Genomic DNA, 16402 nt, shown 5'->3' with positions numbered 1-16402 from the left:
GTGCGGGCTGCTCAGTTCCCTGCGAGCGACGCAGCGTAGACCACGCCGCTCACGACGGCCAGCGAGACCGGCAACCAGGCACGCTGACGGCTGAGCAGGACGCCGGCGCACAGCATGAACGCGGGGAGCATGGCCAGGCCGTAGCGGTACGGCAGCTCGAAGTAGTAGCCGCTGACGACGATCGACCCCGCCGCCAGCACCGGACCCGCCGAGACCGCGGCGACGAGGGCGGCCCGCGCGAACCACGTCGACTCCGCGTCGTCCCGACCGACCGCGACGAGTCCGATGACGCCGGCGATGGACAGCCACGAGACGAGCGTCCCGGCGGTCACCAGGGCGATCGAGTTCGCGACGTCGGTCGGGTCCTGGGCAGTGAGCGGCAGGAACTTGAGGACCTCGGCGAGCAGGCCGTGGACCGTCACCGGCAGCGCGACGGACTGGTCGGGATAAGGTCCCGTCGCGATGGCCGAGCGGACGACGGCCCACACGACCTGGAACACGACAGCCACGACCAAGCTCGCGACGACCGTCAGGGTCTCGCGCGCCAGGAGCGCCCGCACGACCCAGCCGCCCCTCCTCGCGTCGTGGCCTCGCTCCGCGAACGCCCTCGCGGCCGTCCAGCCGACCACGGCGAGACCGGCGACGGCGATGCCGAGCAGGAACTGGGCCTTCAAGACCACCCCGACGAGGCTGACCAGCACGAAGGCGACCTTGCCCGACCGCCCCTGGATTATCCGGACAGCCAGCCAGAGGAGGCTGCCGCCCACCGCGAGGGCCGGGGCGTCGGTGCTCACGTACGTCGACGACCAGAAGGCGCCGGGCGACGCGGTCACGAGCGCGCCGAGGGCCACCGCCACGGTCCGGCCGACGCCCAGCCTCCGCATCGCCGCGAAGAGGAAGAGGAGCCCGACGGAGAGCCAGACGGCCCCCGCGTACGACGCCGCGTCGAGGAGGTCGTCGACGCCGAAGAACTGGATCGTCTTGGCCATGACCCACGTGACGGCGAAGTAGGCCGGCGTGTAGATGTCGGCCGACGTCACACCGCCCATGGGGAGGTCGGAGTCCTTCTCGGTGCCGGCGGCCACCTGGGCACAGAGCACCGGGTTCTCGTCGAGGGCCAGGCGCACCCCGTTGCAGGCCAGCTCGGACCGTGCGAACTCGCCCGTCTCCTCACCCCGCGTCACGACGCCCTGCGTCGGCACCTTGTCGAGGTAGTCGGCGTAGACCCACTCGTCGATGGGCGACAGGGCCTCGTTGTCGGGCACGTGCACGCCCACGGAGACACAGGCGACGAGCACGAGGAGGAGCGGGGCGACGAGGGCGACGAGGCGCTCTCGGGTGACGAAGCGGGGCATGACGGCGGAGGATCCTCCCGGGAACGCGGAGCCGGTCCCGGGCGGAGAGCCTCGTCCCGGCCGGGACCGGACCAGGCTACCGGTCGACCTCGCCCCGGCCGGACACCACGGAGTCGAGCTCGGCGTCGTCCGGTCCACGGTCGTCCGGGGACAGCTCGCGGAGGACGAGCACGGTCGCGGCGATCGCGATCAGCCCTCCCCCGATGACGATCAGCGCCCACACGGTCGTCGACGCGCCCGGCGGGTGCCAGGGGGTGTCGCCGAGCATGGCCAGCCACGACTGGGAGAAGCCGACGGAGTTGCGGCGCAGGAACGTCAGCTCGGCGATCACCGTGCAGATCGGGAACAGCACGACCAAGACGGCGGTGAGCCGACGGACGACCACGCGGGACGCGCGTGCCAGGACGGGATCGGCGACGATGGCGGCGAGCACGGCCAGTGCGAGGAAGTAGGGCAGCACGTAGCGCCCCTGCCAGACGTAGCCCGACTCCGTGACCGTGGCCGCCTGGACCAGCGGCGGCACGAGGAGGAAGAGCGCCACGCCCAAGGCCAGCGCGGCTCGGGGAAGCCTCTCGCCGGGGGCGAGGAGGGGGACCGCGAGCAGCACGCCGGTGAGGACGAGGAAGGCGTAGATCGTGTAGAGGGGTGCCGGGGTGTCGAGCCAGCCGAGGGACCCGACCATCCCCAGCGCGTAGTCGACCGTGCGCTCGAGCATCTCGACGAAGCCGCCCACGAACGTCGTGCCCTGTCCGGGGAATTCTCCTACCGAGGCGACCGAGTTGGTTCTCGACGCCCAGATGAGGGCGAACACGGTCGAGACGGCCACGAGCCCGACGGCGCCCAGGACGCGGGGCAGCCTAAGCAGCTCCACGAACCTCGGCCAGCCGACGAGGACGACGCCGAGGATCACGATGAGCCCCAACCACAGAGGGGACAGCCCGCGGATGTGCACGAGGAGCGCGCCCGAGGCTGCCATCACGGCGACCATCGGCCACGACGGCGGGGACGATCTCCCGAGGAGGACGACGAAGTAGGACGCCGCGAAGGAGAGCGCGACGGTGGCCTCGAGCCCGTTGGGGTTCACCGACCCGGCGAGGAACCACATGGTCGGCGTCACCGAGGCGATCGCGACCAAGACCGGCAGCACGGGCCGGCGCAGGCGCGACAGGCAGGCTATCGCCGTCGCGAAGGAGAGCGAGCAGAGCAGAGCGCTGACCAGCCGCATGCCGATCAGGGCGGCCTTGCCGTCGAGCACGACCGACGGCCAGCCGACCAGGACGTAGTACACGGGGTTGTAGAGGCCCGCACTGGTCGTCGCGTCCACGATCTCTGCCGGGTCCGCCGGGTACGCCGGAGCACAGTCCGCCGTCGTCTCGGGGAAGTGGGCGTAGCAGATGGCGTAGGCCGCGTACGCGATGCCGGCCGGTACCTCGACGGACTTGACGGGAGGACTGTCGGTCGCCTCCCCGATGAGCTGGCCGCGCACCACCGAGGCTGCCTTCATGATGTGCGCCGGCTCGTCGGGGCTCGCCCCCGTCGGGCTCGTGAGGGCCCACGTGCCGCTGACGACCGCGAACGCGACGAAGGCGAGGAGCCAGACCCTCAGCGTGCGGCGGCCCGCCCGAGCGGCAGGGTGCCCGCCGGTTCCGCCGTCGCGGCGTCCACGACGGCGGTCTCGGGTCTCCTCGGTCGAGGCGGCGCTCACTCGGCCATCCGCCGGGCGCGCTCACGACGCTCCTGCACCTTGCCGACGACGGCCTGCACTCCCCCTTCGCGGGCGAAGTGCACGACGCGGCCCAGGTCGTGACGAAGACCGTAGGTCTTGGCCCGCCGAGGGACGACGACGGCGCCGCCGTGCGACGGGAGCGCCGCCCTGCCCTGCCGACGTCCCGACCGGTCCGCGGCGCGGAGCGGGTTGCGGCAGAACTCGACGAGGGGGGCCATCGCCTTGTCCCAGGTGAACTCCTGACGCACCCTCGCGACGTTCCGTCGTGCCGTGTCGGCCGCCTCCTCGTCGAAGAGGACGCTCTCCAGGGCCGAGGCCAGGGCGTCGACGTCGCGCTCGGGCACGGTGGCGCCGAGGCCCTCCTTCTCGATCAGGTCGGCGAAGGAGTCGCCCACCGTGCTGACCATGGGGAGTCCGGCCCAGAGGTAGTCGAGGATGCGCGTGCGGAACGAGAACGTCGTCTCGAGGTGCTGGTAGTGGGTCGAGACGCCCGCGTCCGCCTCGAGGAGGTAGTTCTGGCGCTGGTCGTAGTCGACCCACGTCTGGTTGAAGAAGACGTTGACGCCGAGGAGCCCGAGCTCGGCGGCCAGGGCCTGCGACTGCCCGACGATGTCCATCTCGGGCACGTCGGGGTTGGGGTGCTGCACGCCCATGAAGAAGAGGCGCACGTTCGGCCGCCGCTCGGCGAGCTGCCCGATGGCGCGGATGAGGGTGATCGGGTCGAACCAGCTGTAGAGCCCGCCGCCCCAGATCACGAGCTTGTCGTCCTCGCCGATCCCGGGCACGACGCCCTTGACGACCGCCGTGCTGTGGACCGGGTCCTCAGTCGTCATGCCGAACGGCGCGATGGCGATGAGGGAGTTGAGGTCTTCGTCACGCGAGTAGGTCTGCGCGTTGACGCGGCCGAGCCCGGCGAGCTGGCCGAGCCAGAAGAACCGCTGACGCTCGGAGGCGCAGAGGAAGAAGTCGCCGATCGCGAGCTGCAGGTTGAGGGCGGACGTCGCGTCGGAGATCTGCGCGTCCCACTGGTCGTGGCCGTGCCCGCGGCCCTGCTCGAGCTGCTCGAGGTGCAGCGGGTCGTAGACGTCGACGACGACGATCTTGTCGGTGTGCTCGAGGACCGGGAAGAGGTTGAGGGCGTGCCCCTGGACCACGATGACGTCGGCCCAGGCCTCGTGCGGCTTCATGGACGACTGGTGGTGGTGGGAGGCGGTCGCCAGCTCGAACGACTGGCCGCGGTCCACGGCCTTGCTGAGGCTCAGCAGCCGCACGTCGTGCTCCTCGGAGAGGAGCTCTGCGATGTTCCAGGCCCGGATGGCCGGCCCGGCCATGCGGTCGCCGATCGCGTCGCCCGTGACGACCAGGACCCGCCGACGCCCGGAGATCCGGAGCGGGTCGAGGCTCGCGACCAGCTTGTCGTAGCCCGAGAGGTAGTCCTCGATCGGGTATGCGGGCTCGTCGCGCTTGCCGAACAGGCCGATGAGCTGGCGGTCGGACACGACCCGGTTCGCCTGGATCTCGCGGCGCGACTCCGTCAGCGACGGGATGTTCTCGACGAGCTGGTCGATGCCGAAGATCCCGGCCATCGTGTTCTTCGAGACGGGGACGGTGCCCTGGTCGTCGCCACCCGCCCGACGGATGTCGAGCATCTCGGAGTCCAGCTCGCCGCGTGCCACGGCCCGTCGAACCGCGAGCGCGAGCGCGGCGGGGAACACCGTGGCCAGGGTCTCGTCGTCCAGGTTCTTGTAGAGCGTGTACAGCGCGTTGCGCTCGAGCAGGTAGGTCTCGCGGAAGTCGCCGAACTTGTTCATCGACGCGTGGTGCTTGTGGAAGGCGATCGACTGCGGCACGTAGCGCACCCGCCACCCGGCGAGGTTCAACCGCCAGCCCAGGTCGACGTCGTCGTAGAACATGAAGTAGCGGTCGTCGAACCCGCCGAGCTCGCGGAACGCCTCGGTGCGCACGAACATGGCCGCGCCGGTGCCGAAGAGGACGTCACGGGCCACCTCGTGCGAGCCGTCGTCGGGCTGGCCCGCCGTCGGCTTGTAGCCCATCCCGTACCAGGTGACGGCCGCGTCCGCGAAGTCGATGTCGACGCCGTCCCAGTCGAGGACCTTGCTCGCCACGGCTCCGATGCCCTCGTCGCCCTCGAGGACGGCCATGGCCTCGGCGATCCAGCGAGCGTCGGGTCGCGCGTCGTTGTTCAGGAAAGCGACGACTGAGCCGCTGGCGTGGTCGACGCCCAGGTTGCAGCCGCCGGTGAAGCCGAGGTTCTCCTTCGACCGGATGATCGTGGCCGACGTGCCCGCCGCCTTGAGCCGTTCGTAGCTGTCGTCGCCCGACCCGTTCTCGACCACGATGATCTGTAGCCGCGCGGCGGGCCACTCGACCTTCTCCAGCTCGGCGATGCAGGTCAGCGTGTCGTCCGTGCCCCGGAAGTTGACGAGGACGACGGAGATTACTCCGTCACGAGTTTTCTTCACGGCGTGGCCTTTCGGAACAGGACGGCCGCGGGCGCGGTCTATCCTCGTGGATGCGGTCTGTGACGACCACAACCCTAGTTCGGATCGGGCCGAGGGCTCGTGACCTAGGATCACCCGATGTCATCGACCACAGAAGGAGGGCTGCGTTGAGCCTCAACCATGCCGACCGAGTCGAGCGGGTCATCGCCGACGACCTGGTCCAGGTAGGAGATCGACGCGGGCTGTTCCGGGGCACCGTGGACAGCGTGCGCGGCGTCCTCGAGTACCGCGAGCTGCTCGGACTCCTCGTCCGTCGCGAGATCCGTGCGCGCTACAAGAACAGCGTCCTCGGCATCGTCTGGTCCCTGATGCGCCCCATCGTCCAGCTCCTCATCTACTACGTCGCGCTCGGCCAGTTCCTCGGCGCAGCCAGGGCGACCCCCGAGTTCGCGGTGTTCGTCTTCACCGGCCTGACGATCTGGGGGCTGTTCGCCGAGATCGTCGCGGGCGGCACCAGCTCCGTGGTGAACAACTCGGGACTCATCAAGAAGGTCTTCCTGCCACGGGAGATCTTCCCCCTGAGCGCCGTCGGCAGCGCGCTCTTCAACTTCGGCATCCAGTTCGTCATCCTGATCGCGGCGACCGTCCTCTCCGGCTCGTTCCCGCTGCACCGCGACCTCCTCTACGCTCCCCTCGCGATCGCCCTGGTCATCGTGCTCGGCAGCGCCATCGCGTTCCTGCTGTCCGCGCTGAACGTGTACCTGCGCGACACGCAGCACATCGTCGACATCCTCGTCCTGGTCCTCTTCTGGGCCTCGCCCATCGTCTACAACTTCACGTTCGTGCACGACCGGCTCGTCGGGACCTTCGCCGAGTCCCTGTACCTGGCCAACCCGCTGACGCTCGCGACGCTGGGCATGCAGAAGGCCATCTGGCTGGCCGGCACGGAGGACCCCACGATCTACTGGCCGCCCCACCTCGGCCTCCGCCTGCTGATCGCCCTGGCCATCAGCCTCGTCCTCCTCTGGATCTGCCAGCGCGTCTTCTCGCGCCTGCAGAGCAACTTCGCTCAGGAACTGTGATGACCCCGACCGCCGCACCTCCCGCCGCTGCCGACGCGCGGCCGATCATCTCCGTCCAGGACGTCTCCAAGCGCTTCGTGATCCACAAGGACAAGTCGATCAAGGAGAGGATCGTCAACTTCCGCCAGTCGCGAGACCTGAAGGACGACTTCTGGGCCCTGCGCGACGTCTCGCTCGACATCTTCCCGGGGCAGACGGTCGGGCTGATGGGCCACAACGGCTCCGGCAAGAGCACGCTGCTCAAGGCCATCGGCGGCATCATCCACCCGACCAGCGGATCGGTGATGCGACGTGGCCGGATGGCCGCCCTGCTCGAGCTGGGGGCCGGGTTCCACCCCGACCTCACCGGCCGGGAGAACGTGTTCCTGAACGCCTCGATCCTCGGGCTGTCGAAGCAGCAGACGGAGGACGTGTTCGACGACATCGTCGACTTCTCCGGCATCGGCCAGTTCATCGACACGCAGGTGAAGTTCTACTCGTCCGGGATGTACGTGCGGCTCGCCTTCGCCGTCGCCATCAACTCGGACCCCGACCTGCTCCTCGTCGACGAGGTGCTGGCCGTCGGTGACGAGCCGTTCCAGAAGAAGTGCATGGACAAGATCCGGCAGTTCCAGCGCGAGGGCCGCACCATCGTCGTGGTGAGCCACTCGGTCGAGCAGGTGGCCGACCTCTGCGACCGCATCATCGTCCTCAAGGCCGGCGAGGTCGTCCACGACGGCAGCGCCGAGTCCGGCGTGCGAGCCCTCCGGGGCACGTTCGAGGAGGACCGCATCGCCGAGTTGCCCCCCGAGCAGGTCGACTCGGCCGGCCAGCCCTTGCCCGCCGTGACCATCGACGACGTCGTGGTGCTCGTGGACGGCGTGCCCCACGACGGCGTGATCGAGCCGGGCTCCGCCCTCGAGGTCGTGGCCACCTGCACGGTCCACGACTTCGGCCCCTGGATCGCCGGGCTCAGCATCGCCACGCCTCCCGGGCACCTGGTCTACCGAGTGAACTCGGAGGGCTTCGACCACCCGCTGCCCGACGAGCCCGGCACGTACGATCTCCGTTTCACGATGGAGGACATGTCGCTGGGCGGCGGCCAGTACGTGGTCCAGTTCGGCGCCGAGCGGCCTGCAGGCCAGCGGCTCGACCTGAACGAGAACGCCGCGTTGATCGAGTTCGCCCGCGACCCGCACGGTGCCGGCGACGTCCAGTTCACGGGTGAGTTCCGCGTCGAGCGCTCTGCCGCCGTCGTCGAGGCACCGGGCAGCCGCAGCCGCTGACCGCGGGGCGGCCGCCCGCGACGGGGCCGCCCGCCCCGCGGCCGCCTCGTGTCCGGGTGATCAGCGGTGGTCGCGCGAGAGGGCCTCGGACACCCGCCGGAGGGCCGCCGTGGAGCGCCACGACCTCGACTCGTGCACGGCGGTGAGCGCGGCTTCCGCCCGCAAGGCCCTGTCCTCCTGGGCTGCGCGCTGTGCGGCCGTCTCGACGAGGTGCTCGTGCGAGACCCTCAGCTCCTCACGCAGGCCGCGCAGCACCTCCGCGTCCGCCTCCGCCCGGTCCCGTGCCCGGCCGAGAGCGGCCAGGTGCTCGGACCTCAGCCGGTCGACCTCGTCGGCGAGCGCGCGCTCGACGAAGTCCGGCCGGACCCCGACCTCGTCAGCCACGGAGCGCCTCCGCCGCCACGGCCCGCCCCCGCGACGAGGCCTCCTCGACGAGCTCGCGACCGTGTGCCACCTGCTCTGGGCTCCCGGCGGCGGCCAGGGCCGAGCGCACCGCTTCCGGCACCTCGTCGAGCGTCACCCCGGCGGGGAGGTCGGGGTCCCAGGTCGTGGCGTACCTCGTCACCTTGTCGACGTCCAGGCTCACCCGCGGCACGCCGTAGGCCGAGCTCACGATGCGCCCGTGCAGCGATGAGCCGATCCAGCAGAAGGCACTCGCGACGACCTGCGCGAGCCCCAGCGGGTCACGAGTGCTGACGACGCGCGCGTCGACGTCGGGACCGAGCGTCCGGACGGCGGAGAGCAGCTCGTCGTACTGCTCGGGGCTGTCGTGATGGCGCGCCGTGCCCGCGGGGAAGAGCAGGACCCTGGCGTCGTGCTCGGTCGCGATGCCCACCAGGACCCCTGCCAGTTCCTCGGCGCCGTGGTGGTGGACGAGCCCGCGGTTCATCTGGAACACGAGGGAGCGACGCTCGTCGCCGACGGTCGACGTCCGGGCTGCCAGGTCCGGGAACAAGGCAGGGAGGGCGTGGACGAGGTCGGGCGACGTCGAGACGGGGATGCCTGCCCCCTCCGCCGCGGCCCGTGAACCGTCCTCGCGCACGGTGACGCTCGTGGCGCCCCGCAGGGCGACGGCCTCCCGGCCCGTGATCGCGCCGTCCGCGTCCCGCTCCGCCCCCGTCAGGCCCACCGAGTGCACCACGAGACGCGTGCCGGCGGCGCGGGGGTAGCGGCCGAGCTCGGGGAGGTACGCGGGCGCCTGGCCGTCCAGGCCCGAGACGAACGCGTCGAAGTCAGTCCGGTCGGCGGGCGACAGCTGCTCGTACTCGCTGCCGAGCGGGTCGGCCAGCGACATGGGCAGGGCGTCCTGGACGGTGACGCCGCCGATCTCGCCCCCCACGACCCAGACCGCACGCCACGACGCGGCGCGCAACGCGGCGTCCGTCGAGACCACGCGTCGACCGAGGACGTCCGTCATGTCGGACGAGATGACCGAGGAGGCGAGGGCACGCCCCTCGAGGAGGCGCTCGGTCGCCAGCAGGAAGAGCGAGTCCCCGAAGTTGTCGCGTTCGTACGCGCCCACCAGGAGCACGTCCCGTCGCGTCGTCGTGGTCATGCGGTGTCCTCCCTGCCGACGGTGCCCGACCGGCCCCGACGAGCCGTCGACGTTAGCAGGGCGACCTGCTCCGGAGCCGAGCGCGGCCGCGTCGACGGCGCACGTCTCGCTAGGCTGGGCTCTCGTGTCCCCCCCTCTGCGCGTCGCCACCGTCGTGGTCACCTGGAACGGCCGAGACCGCCTGGGGTCGTGCGTGCGGTCGCTCGTCGACCAGAAGGTCCCCGACGGCTGGGAACACCAGGTCGTGGTCGTCGACAACGGCTCCGTCGACGGCTCGGCCGACTGGGTGCGCACCGCCTTCCCCACCGTGACGGTGCTGCGCCGCGAGCACAACGGAGGCTACGGTGCGGGCGCGAACACCGGTGTCCGAGGCGTCGACGCCGATGTCGTCGCCGTCGTCAACGACGACGCCCGTTACGAGCCGACCTTCACGGCCGCACTCGTCGCTCCCCTGCTCGCTGACGCCTCCGTCGGGGCCACGACGGCCACCGTCGTCCTCGAGGGCGCCTTCGTGCGTGCGCCGGACGGGGACTTCGTCGGGCACGACGGCACCCGCTGGCGGCGGGACGCGTCCGGGCGGGACGACGCCGTCCCGCTGCTGAACAGCACCGGCAACCTCGTCTCCGTCAGCGGCAACGGCCGGGATCGCGGGTGGCTCGCACCGCTGGGGACCGACTACGACGCCGATGTGTTCGGCTTCCACGGCGGAGCGTGCGCGCTCCGCCGCGCAGCCCTCGACGACGTCGGCCTCTTCGACGAGACGCTCTTCATGTACTACGAGGACACGGACCTGTCGTGGCGGCTCCGCCGCCACGGGTGGTCCGTCCGCTGGGCCCGGGACGCGGTCTCGCACCACGCCCACGCCGCCTCCTCGGGCACGGGCAGCCGTCGTTTCGTCCGCTGGAACACCCGCAACCGCGTCGTCGTCGCGCTCCGGAACGCCCCCGCCTCGACGCTGCCGGGCACCCTCTCCCGTGCCCTCGGGAGCGTCGCGTCGACAGCGGTCCGCGCCGCGCGCACACCCGGCGACGCGGCCGCACGCGAGGAACTGCTCGGCCGGCTGGGCGGCGTGGCCGACGTCGTCGTCCGCTTCCCGTCCGCCCTCCGTGCCCGTCGGTCCCTCGACCGCCGTGCCCGCGTCCCCTCGTCTCGGCTGCGGGGACACCTCGTCCCTGACTCGTGACCGGAACCGACCGGGGGCCGCGCGCGGCTCGTTATGCTTGACGACGCACGACAGCGCGAGATGAGGTCCAGGACATGCCCAGCACCACGCCTGTCCTGATCGACGCCACGGCGATCCCCGCCGAGCTCGGAGGCGTCGGCCGGTACCTCGAGGGCCTCGTCACCGGCCTCGTCGACGCAGGTGCGGACTTCTCGCTCGTCGCGCGCCCGGAGCACGCGTCGCGCTTCCGGACTCTGGCGCCTGGTCGTCGTGTGCTCACGTCCCCTGCGTGGACGTCGAGGACGCCCCTCCGACTCCTGTGGGAACAACTCGGCCTGCCCCTCCTCGCCCGTCGCGTCGGCGCCCGTCTCGTCCACTCGCCGCACTACACCAGGCCGCTCGTCCGCAGGGGGCCGCGGGTCGTCACGCTGCACGACGCGACCTTCTTCAGCGACCCCGAACGTCACGGCGCGCTCAAGCGCGGGTTCTTCTCCGCCTGGACTCGCCTGGCCCTGCGCGATCGGCGCACCGTGTGCGTGGTGCCCAGCGAGGCGACGGCGTCCGAGCTGCGGCGCTTCGTCCGGGGGGCCCGCGCCCATGTCGTCGTCGCGCACCACGGGGTGGACGCCGCGCTCTTCCGGCCACCGACGGCCGCCGAGACGGAGGCCGCGCGACCGCTGCTCGACCTCGCCCCCGGGCGCCCGTGGATCGCGTTCCTCGGGACGATCGAGCCGCGCAAGAACGTCGGGGTCCTGATCGAGGCGCACCACCGCCTCCGCGACGCCGATCCCGACTTCCCCGACCTCGTGATCGCCGGGGGCCGCGGCTGGGACGACGACGCGCTCGCCCTGCTCGACGCCCGACGCCCGGGCGACGGGCTGCACGAGGTCGGCTACCTGCCCCTGGAGACGCTCCCGGCGCTGCTCGGCGGGTCCGAGGCCGTCGTCTACCCGAGCGTCGCCGAGGGCTTCGGCCTCCCCGTCCTCGAGGCGATGGCCACGGGAGCCTGCGTCCTCACCACCCGGTGGACGGCCATCCCCGAGGTCGGCGGCGACGCCGTCGCCTACACGGACGTGAGCGTCGACGCCCTCGTCGAGTCGTTGAGGTCCTTGATGGACGACGAGGCCCTGCGGGGCCGGCTCGGCCGGGCGGGCCGGGCCCGCGCGGCCGAGTTCACCTGGCGGCGGACGGCAGACCGTCACCTGGTCGCGTACGAGGAGGCGGCGTGACGGCCTCGCTCGCGGTCGTCGCCGTCGCGTACGGGTCGGACGACACCATCGGCGCCTTCCTGACCTCGCTGGGCGAGTCCCTCCGGCGCGCCGGACAGCCGGACGCGGAGGTCGTCGTCGCCGACAACTCCCCCGTGCCCTCCGCGACGGTCGTCCAGCTCGTCGAGGCCTCGGGTGCCCGGTACCTCCACCTGGCGGCCAACGCCGGCTACGGGGCGGGCGTCACCGCCGCGGTGGCGGCCCTCGAGCGACAGGCCACCTACCTCGTGGTCTCCAACCCCGACATCGTGGTCGAGCCCGACTGCCTCGCCCTCTTGCTGTCGGCGGCCGAACGGCTCCCCGACGCCGGCGCGCTCGGCCCGCGCATCCTCGACGACGACGGCGGCACGTACCCGTCAGCCAGGAGCCTCCCGTCGCTCCGCACCGGGGTCGGCCACGCCGCCCTGGGCAGGGTCTGGCCGACGAACCCCTGGTCGACGTCCTACAAGGCCGAGCGCGAGCTCGATCGTGAGCGCGATGCAGGCTGGCTGTCGGGCGCGTTCCTCTTGCTCCGCCGCTCGGCCTTCGACGAGGTCGGCGGCTTCGACGACTCGTACTTCATGTACTTCGAGGACGTCGACCTGGGCCAGCGACTCGGCCGGGCCGGCTGGCGAAGCGTCTACGTGCCGACCGGCACGGTCGTCCACGCCGGGGCGCAGTCGACGTCGCAGAACTCCGTCGTCATGGAGCGCGTCCACCACGAGAGCGCCTACCTCTACCTGTCCCGGAAGTACCACGGACGCGTCCTCGCTCCGCTCCGGCTCGCCCTGCGCCTCGGGTTGGCCGCGCGCGCGCGATGGGTCACCCGTCGGCGGCGCCGCGCCTCCTGAGCCTCACCGCCGACCGGCGAGGCACGTGAGGCGCGATGGCGCCGGTCGCCGGGGTCAGACGGTGGGGGTCGGGACGTCCGGCCCGGGGAACGGGTGCCCGTCCGGGGTGTCGGGACTCGCCTGGATGTCGAGTTGCAGTGCGCTGATGAGCATCTGCACGCCGAGCATGAGGGGCAGGGCGGCGAGCATCACCGTGGCCGCCGTCGCGATGACGCTGTTGAGCGACAGGAACGCCAGCCACACCGACACGGCCAGGCCGAACCCGAAGAGGACGATCCCGAGCACGAGCAGCAGGGCGATGGGGCTGAACGACCACAGCACGTAGCGGTACCAGATCCGTCGCCAGAAGCCTCGCCCGAGCAGGTTGACGAGCTCGGGGACCACCTTGGAGAGCTTGATGCTCGAGACCTCGTCGCCGTAGACGGCCGGGATCGGCACGTCGACCGCGGGCACCTGGAGGATGTTCAGGTGGATCAGCAGGTCGTTCTCGAAGGAGTACCGCTTCGCCACGTTCTTGAGGGGCAGCCGCTGCAGCACGCTGGTGCGGATGGCGGTGTAGCCGTTCTGGGGGTCGAAGAGGTGCCAGTACCCCGAGGCGAGCTTGGTCATGAACGACAGCCCGATGTTGCCCAGCACACGGTAGCGGGGCATCCCGTCGAAGGACTCCGGCGAGAAGAACCGGTTGGCCTTGGCGAAGCCGTAGCCGCCGTCGGTCACCTGCTCGAGGAGCGCAGGCAGGTACGCCGGATCCATCTGGGCATCACCGGCCATGATGACGTTCACGTCCGCACCGAGTTCCATGGCCCGTTCGTGACCGGTGATGATGGCCCCGCCCACGCCCTGGTTGACCTCGTGACGGATCAGGTCGACCCGCGGGTCGGTGCTGCGCCGGACGACGTCGCTCGTGGCGTCGGGACTGCAGTCGTCCACGATCACGATGTGGTCGACGTAGTCGGGCATCGTGTCGATGACCCGGTCGATCATCGACTCTTCCTTGTACGCCGGCACGACTGCGGCTACGACTGCTCCTTGGAACACGGTCAGACCTCCTGGGTGGGCGCCGAGGTCGACGCCGCGTCACTGCGAGGGGCCGCGAAGACCCAGTACCTGTAGATGAAGAAGTTCCAGACGGTGGTGACCGCGGTCGTCACGACCTTCGCGCCCACCCACCCGATCGGGGTGACGGCCAGCAGGGCCACCAGGCCCGACGTCGCCACGAGGTTGACGGCCACCAGGATCGTGTACCGGACGAGGGCGGTGCCGTGCGTCCGCTCGGAGCGGAAGGCGAGTCGCTGCAGAGTGTACGTGTACGCGAAGCTCAGCAGGAAGGCGACGGCGGTCGCGATCCACACGGGCCATCCGAGCAGCTCGTGGAACAGCGCGAGCAGCCCGAGATCGACCACGAAGGCCGACCCGCCGACGAGCAGGTACCGGACGACCCCGTTGTCGAGGAGCGCACGGAAGCCGCGAGGCGACGGCCTCGCGTCGCCGCCGTGCACGCGCTCGGCGCCGCCGGGACCCCCGGCGCTCACTCGGCCGAGCCGTGGAGGACGCGGTCGACGACGACGTGGGCGGGCAGGAGACCTGCGCGCTCGGCTGCGGCGTCGCCCTCGCCCCGGGCGAGCGACATGAAGCGCTCGAACTGCGCGGTGAGCGGCTCCTGGCTCGTGACCATCTCCGGGATCTCGATCACGGTCTGCTGCTTGTAGCCCCGGCCCTCGCCGTCCGCCGAGTTCTCGGAGACGTGGTGGTAGACCGTGACGTCGCGACGGAGCAGGTCGATCTCGACCAGACGGTCGAGCTCGTAGACGCTGATCTGTCGGATCTTCCGCTGGCCGACGCGACTCGCGGAGACGTGGGCGACCCCGCCGTCGGCGTAGCCGAGGACCGCCTCGGCGACGTCCTCCGAGTCCGGACCGGACGTCGGGTGGAAGTGCCCGAGGGACGACGTGACGGTCGTCGGCTCCGTCCCGAGGAACCGGAGGCTGAGGTCGACGTCGTGCACCAGGAGGTCCCAGCCGACACCGGTCCGGATGCGCGGCGCGTAGGGCGAGTGGCGGACCGACGACATGTGCAGCGGCTGCTCGATGATCGACGCGGCGGTGAGGACGGCGGGGTTGTAGCGCTCGAGGAAACCGCACATGAGCGGGACGTCCCGGGAGTCCGCCTCCGTCACGATCTCGCGGGTGACCCCGAGGTCGGCGGCGACCGGCTTCTCGATCAGCAGCGGGGTCCCCGAGCCCAGCACCTCGAGCGCGATGGGGCGGTGGTGCTCGGTGGGCGCGGCGACGACGACCGCGTCGACGTCGTCGAGGTCCGGCAGCTCCGGCAACCAGGTGGCTCCGTAGCGTCCCGCGACGCGACGGCCGCCCTCCTCGAACGGGTCGACGAGGGCGACCAGGTCGGACTCGGACGACTGCGAGATGACGCGGGCGTGGTGGCTGCCCATGATGCCGGCCCCGACGAGCACGACGCGCTGGCGGGCCATCAGGCGTTCACCCCGACGCGAGCCGCGATGCGGTCGGCGATGAGCGCGACGCCGTCGTCGCCGACGTGCGGGTGCACCGGGAGCGACAGCACCTGGCCGACGACCTCGGCGGCGACGGGGGTCTCCTCCGTGCCGATCTGCGGGTGGCCACGGTAGGCCGCGTAGTCGCCGATGAGGGCCGGGTAGTAGACGCCGGACCCGACGCCGTCCTCGGCGAGCTGCGAGCTGAGCTGGTCGCGGCTGAGGCCCGCCTCCTCGGTGACGCGGATCGTGTACTGGTGCCACACGTGGCGGCGACCCTCGAGCTGGCGGGGCGGCACGATGCCGCCCACCTCCTCCAGGCGTGCCGTGAACGCTGCGGCGTTCCGCTGGCGTGCCTCGACGATGCCCTCGTACCGCGCGAGCTGCGGCACGCCGACGGCAGCCTGCAGGTCGGTGAGCCGGTAGTTGTTGCCGGGGAACTCGTACTGGTAGCGAGCCCGCATGCCCTGGTTGCGGAGGACGCGCAGCTTGTCGGCGACCGCGTCGTCGGAGGTGGTGATCATGCCGCCCTCGCCCGTCGCGATGTTCTTCGTCGCGTAGAAGGAGAAGGTGCCGATGCCGAACGTGCCAGCGAAGCGACCGTCGTACATGGCTCCGTGCGACTGCGCGGAGTCCTCGACGACGGCGAGGCCGTGCCGCTCGGCGATGGCCATGATGGGCGCCATGTCGGCCATCTGGCCGTAGAGGTGCACGGGCACGATCGCCTTGGTGCGCTCGGTCACCAGCGCCTCGACGCTGGCCGGGTCGATGTTGAAGTCGTCCCGGCGGATGTCGGCGAACCGGACGGACGCGCCGGTGCTGAGCACCGCGTTGACGGTCGCGACGAACGTGAAGGGGGTGGTGATGACCTCGTCGCCCGGGCCGAGGTCGATCGCCTCCATGGCGGCGATGAGCGCGGTCGTGCCGTTGTTGACGGCGATCGCGTGCTCGGCGCCGAACGCCTCGGCGAACGCCGCCTCGAACTCGGCCACCTTGGGGCCCTGGGCGATCATGCCCGACCTGAGGACCTCGAGGACGGATGCTTCTTCTTCCGGGCCGAAATCGACTCGCGAGATGGGGATCATGAGAATTCCAGACTGGGGGCCGCCCCCCGATCGCGTTTTATGCCACCGTCCAACATACCCTGGAGGCGAGCTGGCCTCAGCCAGGACACCCCCGAACGGAGCA

At 71.2% G+C, this 16402-nt stretch carries 14 protein-coding genes; 5 read left to right on the top strand and 9 right to left on the bottom strand.

Going from position 1 to position 16402, the window contains the following annotated elements:
* Nucleotides 1-11: 11 nt before the first annotated feature.
* From ACZZ97_RS03760 to ACZZ97_RS03750, 3 genes are all read right to left on the bottom strand, one after another.
* Nucleotides 12-1355, bottom strand: coding sequence for a hypothetical protein (locus ACZZ97_RS03760; RefSeq protein WP_463472317.1), 1344 nt, complete (start codon nucleotides 1353-1355; stop codon nucleotides 12-14).
* A gap of 76 nt (nucleotides 1356-1431) precedes the next feature.
* Nucleotides 1432-3060: a DUF2142 domain-containing protein gene (locus tag ACZZ97_RS03755; protein WP_463472316.1), complete on the bottom strand. Its 1629-nt coding sequence runs from the start codon at nucleotides 3058-3060 to the stop codon at nucleotides 1432-1434.
* A complete protein-coding gene (locus ACZZ97_RS03750; protein WP_463472315.1) occupies nucleotides 3057-5564 on the bottom strand; it encodes a glycosyltransferase in 2508 nt (835 codons plus the stop codon). The genes ACZZ97_RS03755 and ACZZ97_RS03750 overlap by 4 nt, the downstream gene beginning before the upstream one ends.
* A 146-nt stretch (nucleotides 5565-5710) precedes the next feature.
* Here ACZZ97_RS03750 and ACZZ97_RS03745 point away from each other — a divergent pair, with 146 nt between their 5' ends.
* Both ACZZ97_RS03745 and ACZZ97_RS03740 read left to right on the top strand, forming a co-directional pair.
* Nucleotides 5711-6625, top strand: coding sequence for an ABC transporter permease (locus tag ACZZ97_RS03745; RefSeq protein WP_463472314.1), 915 nt, complete (start codon nucleotides 5711-5713; stop codon nucleotides 6623-6625).
* Complete coding sequence (locus ACZZ97_RS03740; RefSeq protein WP_314100529.1) at nucleotides 6625-7890, top strand: ABC transporter ATP-binding protein; 1266 nt, start codon at nucleotides 6625-6627, stop codon at nucleotides 7888-7890. Before ACZZ97_RS03745 ends, ACZZ97_RS03740 begins: the two co-directional genes overlap by 1 nt.
* A 60-nt stretch (nucleotides 7891-7950) precedes the next feature.
* On the opposite strand, the gene ACZZ97_RS03735 is transcribed toward ACZZ97_RS03740, so the two are convergent.
* Together ACZZ97_RS03735 and ACZZ97_RS03730 are read right to left on the bottom strand one after the other, a co-directional pair.
* Nucleotides 7951-8274, bottom strand: a complete 324-nt coding sequence (locus ACZZ97_RS03735; RefSeq protein ID WP_314100530.1) for a hypothetical protein — start codon at nucleotides 8272-8274, stop codon at nucleotides 7951-7953.
* On the bottom strand, nucleotides 8267-9445 hold the full coding sequence (locus tag ACZZ97_RS03730) for a polysaccharide pyruvyl transferase family protein (protein WP_314100531.1): 1179 nt from the start codon (nucleotides 9443-9445) through the stop codon (nucleotides 8267-8269). Before ACZZ97_RS03730 ends, ACZZ97_RS03735 begins: the two co-directional genes overlap by 8 nt.
* Nucleotides 9446-9569: 124 nt before the next feature.
* On the opposite strand from ACZZ97_RS03730, the gene ACZZ97_RS03725 reads away from it, so the two are divergent.
* The 3 genes from ACZZ97_RS03725 to ACZZ97_RS03715 all read left to right on the top strand — a co-directional run bounded on the left by ACZZ97_RS03725 (nucleotide 9570) and on the right by ACZZ97_RS03715 (nucleotide 12705).
* Nucleotides 9570-10628, top strand: coding sequence for a glycosyltransferase family 2 protein (locus ACZZ97_RS03725; RefSeq protein WP_314100532.1), 1059 nt, complete (start codon nucleotides 9570-9572; stop codon nucleotides 10626-10628).
* 74 nt (nucleotides 10629-10702) lie between these two features.
* Nucleotides 10703-11836, top strand: coding sequence for a glycosyltransferase family 4 protein (locus ACZZ97_RS03720; protein ID WP_314100533.1), 1134 nt, complete (start codon nucleotides 10703-10705; stop codon nucleotides 11834-11836).
* Nucleotides 11833-12705 carry a glycosyltransferase family 2 protein gene (locus ACZZ97_RS03715; RefSeq protein ID WP_314100534.1) on the top strand — a complete coding sequence of 291 codons (873 nt, stop codon included), beginning with the start codon at nucleotides 11833-11835 and terminating at the stop codon, nucleotides 12703-12705. The genes ACZZ97_RS03720 and ACZZ97_RS03715 overlap by 4 nt, the downstream gene beginning before the upstream one ends.
* Before the next feature lie 54 nt (nucleotides 12706-12759).
* Here the strand turns inward: ACZZ97_RS03715 and ACZZ97_RS03710 are convergent, their stop codons facing one another.
* The 4 genes from ACZZ97_RS03710 to ACZZ97_RS03695 are packed head-to-tail and all read right to left on the bottom strand — an operon-like array spanning nucleotide 12760 to nucleotide 16299.
* Nucleotides 12760-13743, bottom strand: coding sequence for a glycosyltransferase family 2 protein (locus ACZZ97_RS03710; protein WP_314100535.1), 984 nt, complete (start codon nucleotides 13741-13743; stop codon nucleotides 12760-12762).
* 2 nt (nucleotides 13744-13745) lie between these two features.
* Complete coding sequence (locus ACZZ97_RS03705) at nucleotides 13746-14237, bottom strand: GtrA family protein (RefSeq protein WP_463472313.1); 492 nt, start codon at nucleotides 14235-14237, stop codon at nucleotides 13746-13748.
* On the bottom strand, nucleotides 14234-15193 hold the full coding sequence (locus tag ACZZ97_RS03700; protein WP_314100537.1) for a Gfo/Idh/MocA family protein: 960 nt from the start codon (nucleotides 15191-15193) through the stop codon (nucleotides 14234-14236). The genes ACZZ97_RS03705 and ACZZ97_RS03700 overlap by 4 nt, the downstream gene beginning before the upstream one ends.
* Nucleotides 15193-16299, bottom strand: a complete 1107-nt coding sequence (locus ACZZ97_RS03695) for a DegT/DnrJ/EryC1/StrS family aminotransferase (protein ID WP_463472312.1) — start codon at nucleotides 16297-16299, stop codon at nucleotides 15193-15195. Before ACZZ97_RS03695 ends, ACZZ97_RS03700 begins: the two co-directional genes overlap by 1 nt.
* Nucleotides 16300-16402 lie beyond the last annotated feature (103 nt).

The organism is Frigoribacterium sp. AC512 (assembly GCF_979258295.1).
Note: the sequence above shows the minus strand (reverse complement) of the source record. Positions and strands in the feature narration are given on the sequence as shown.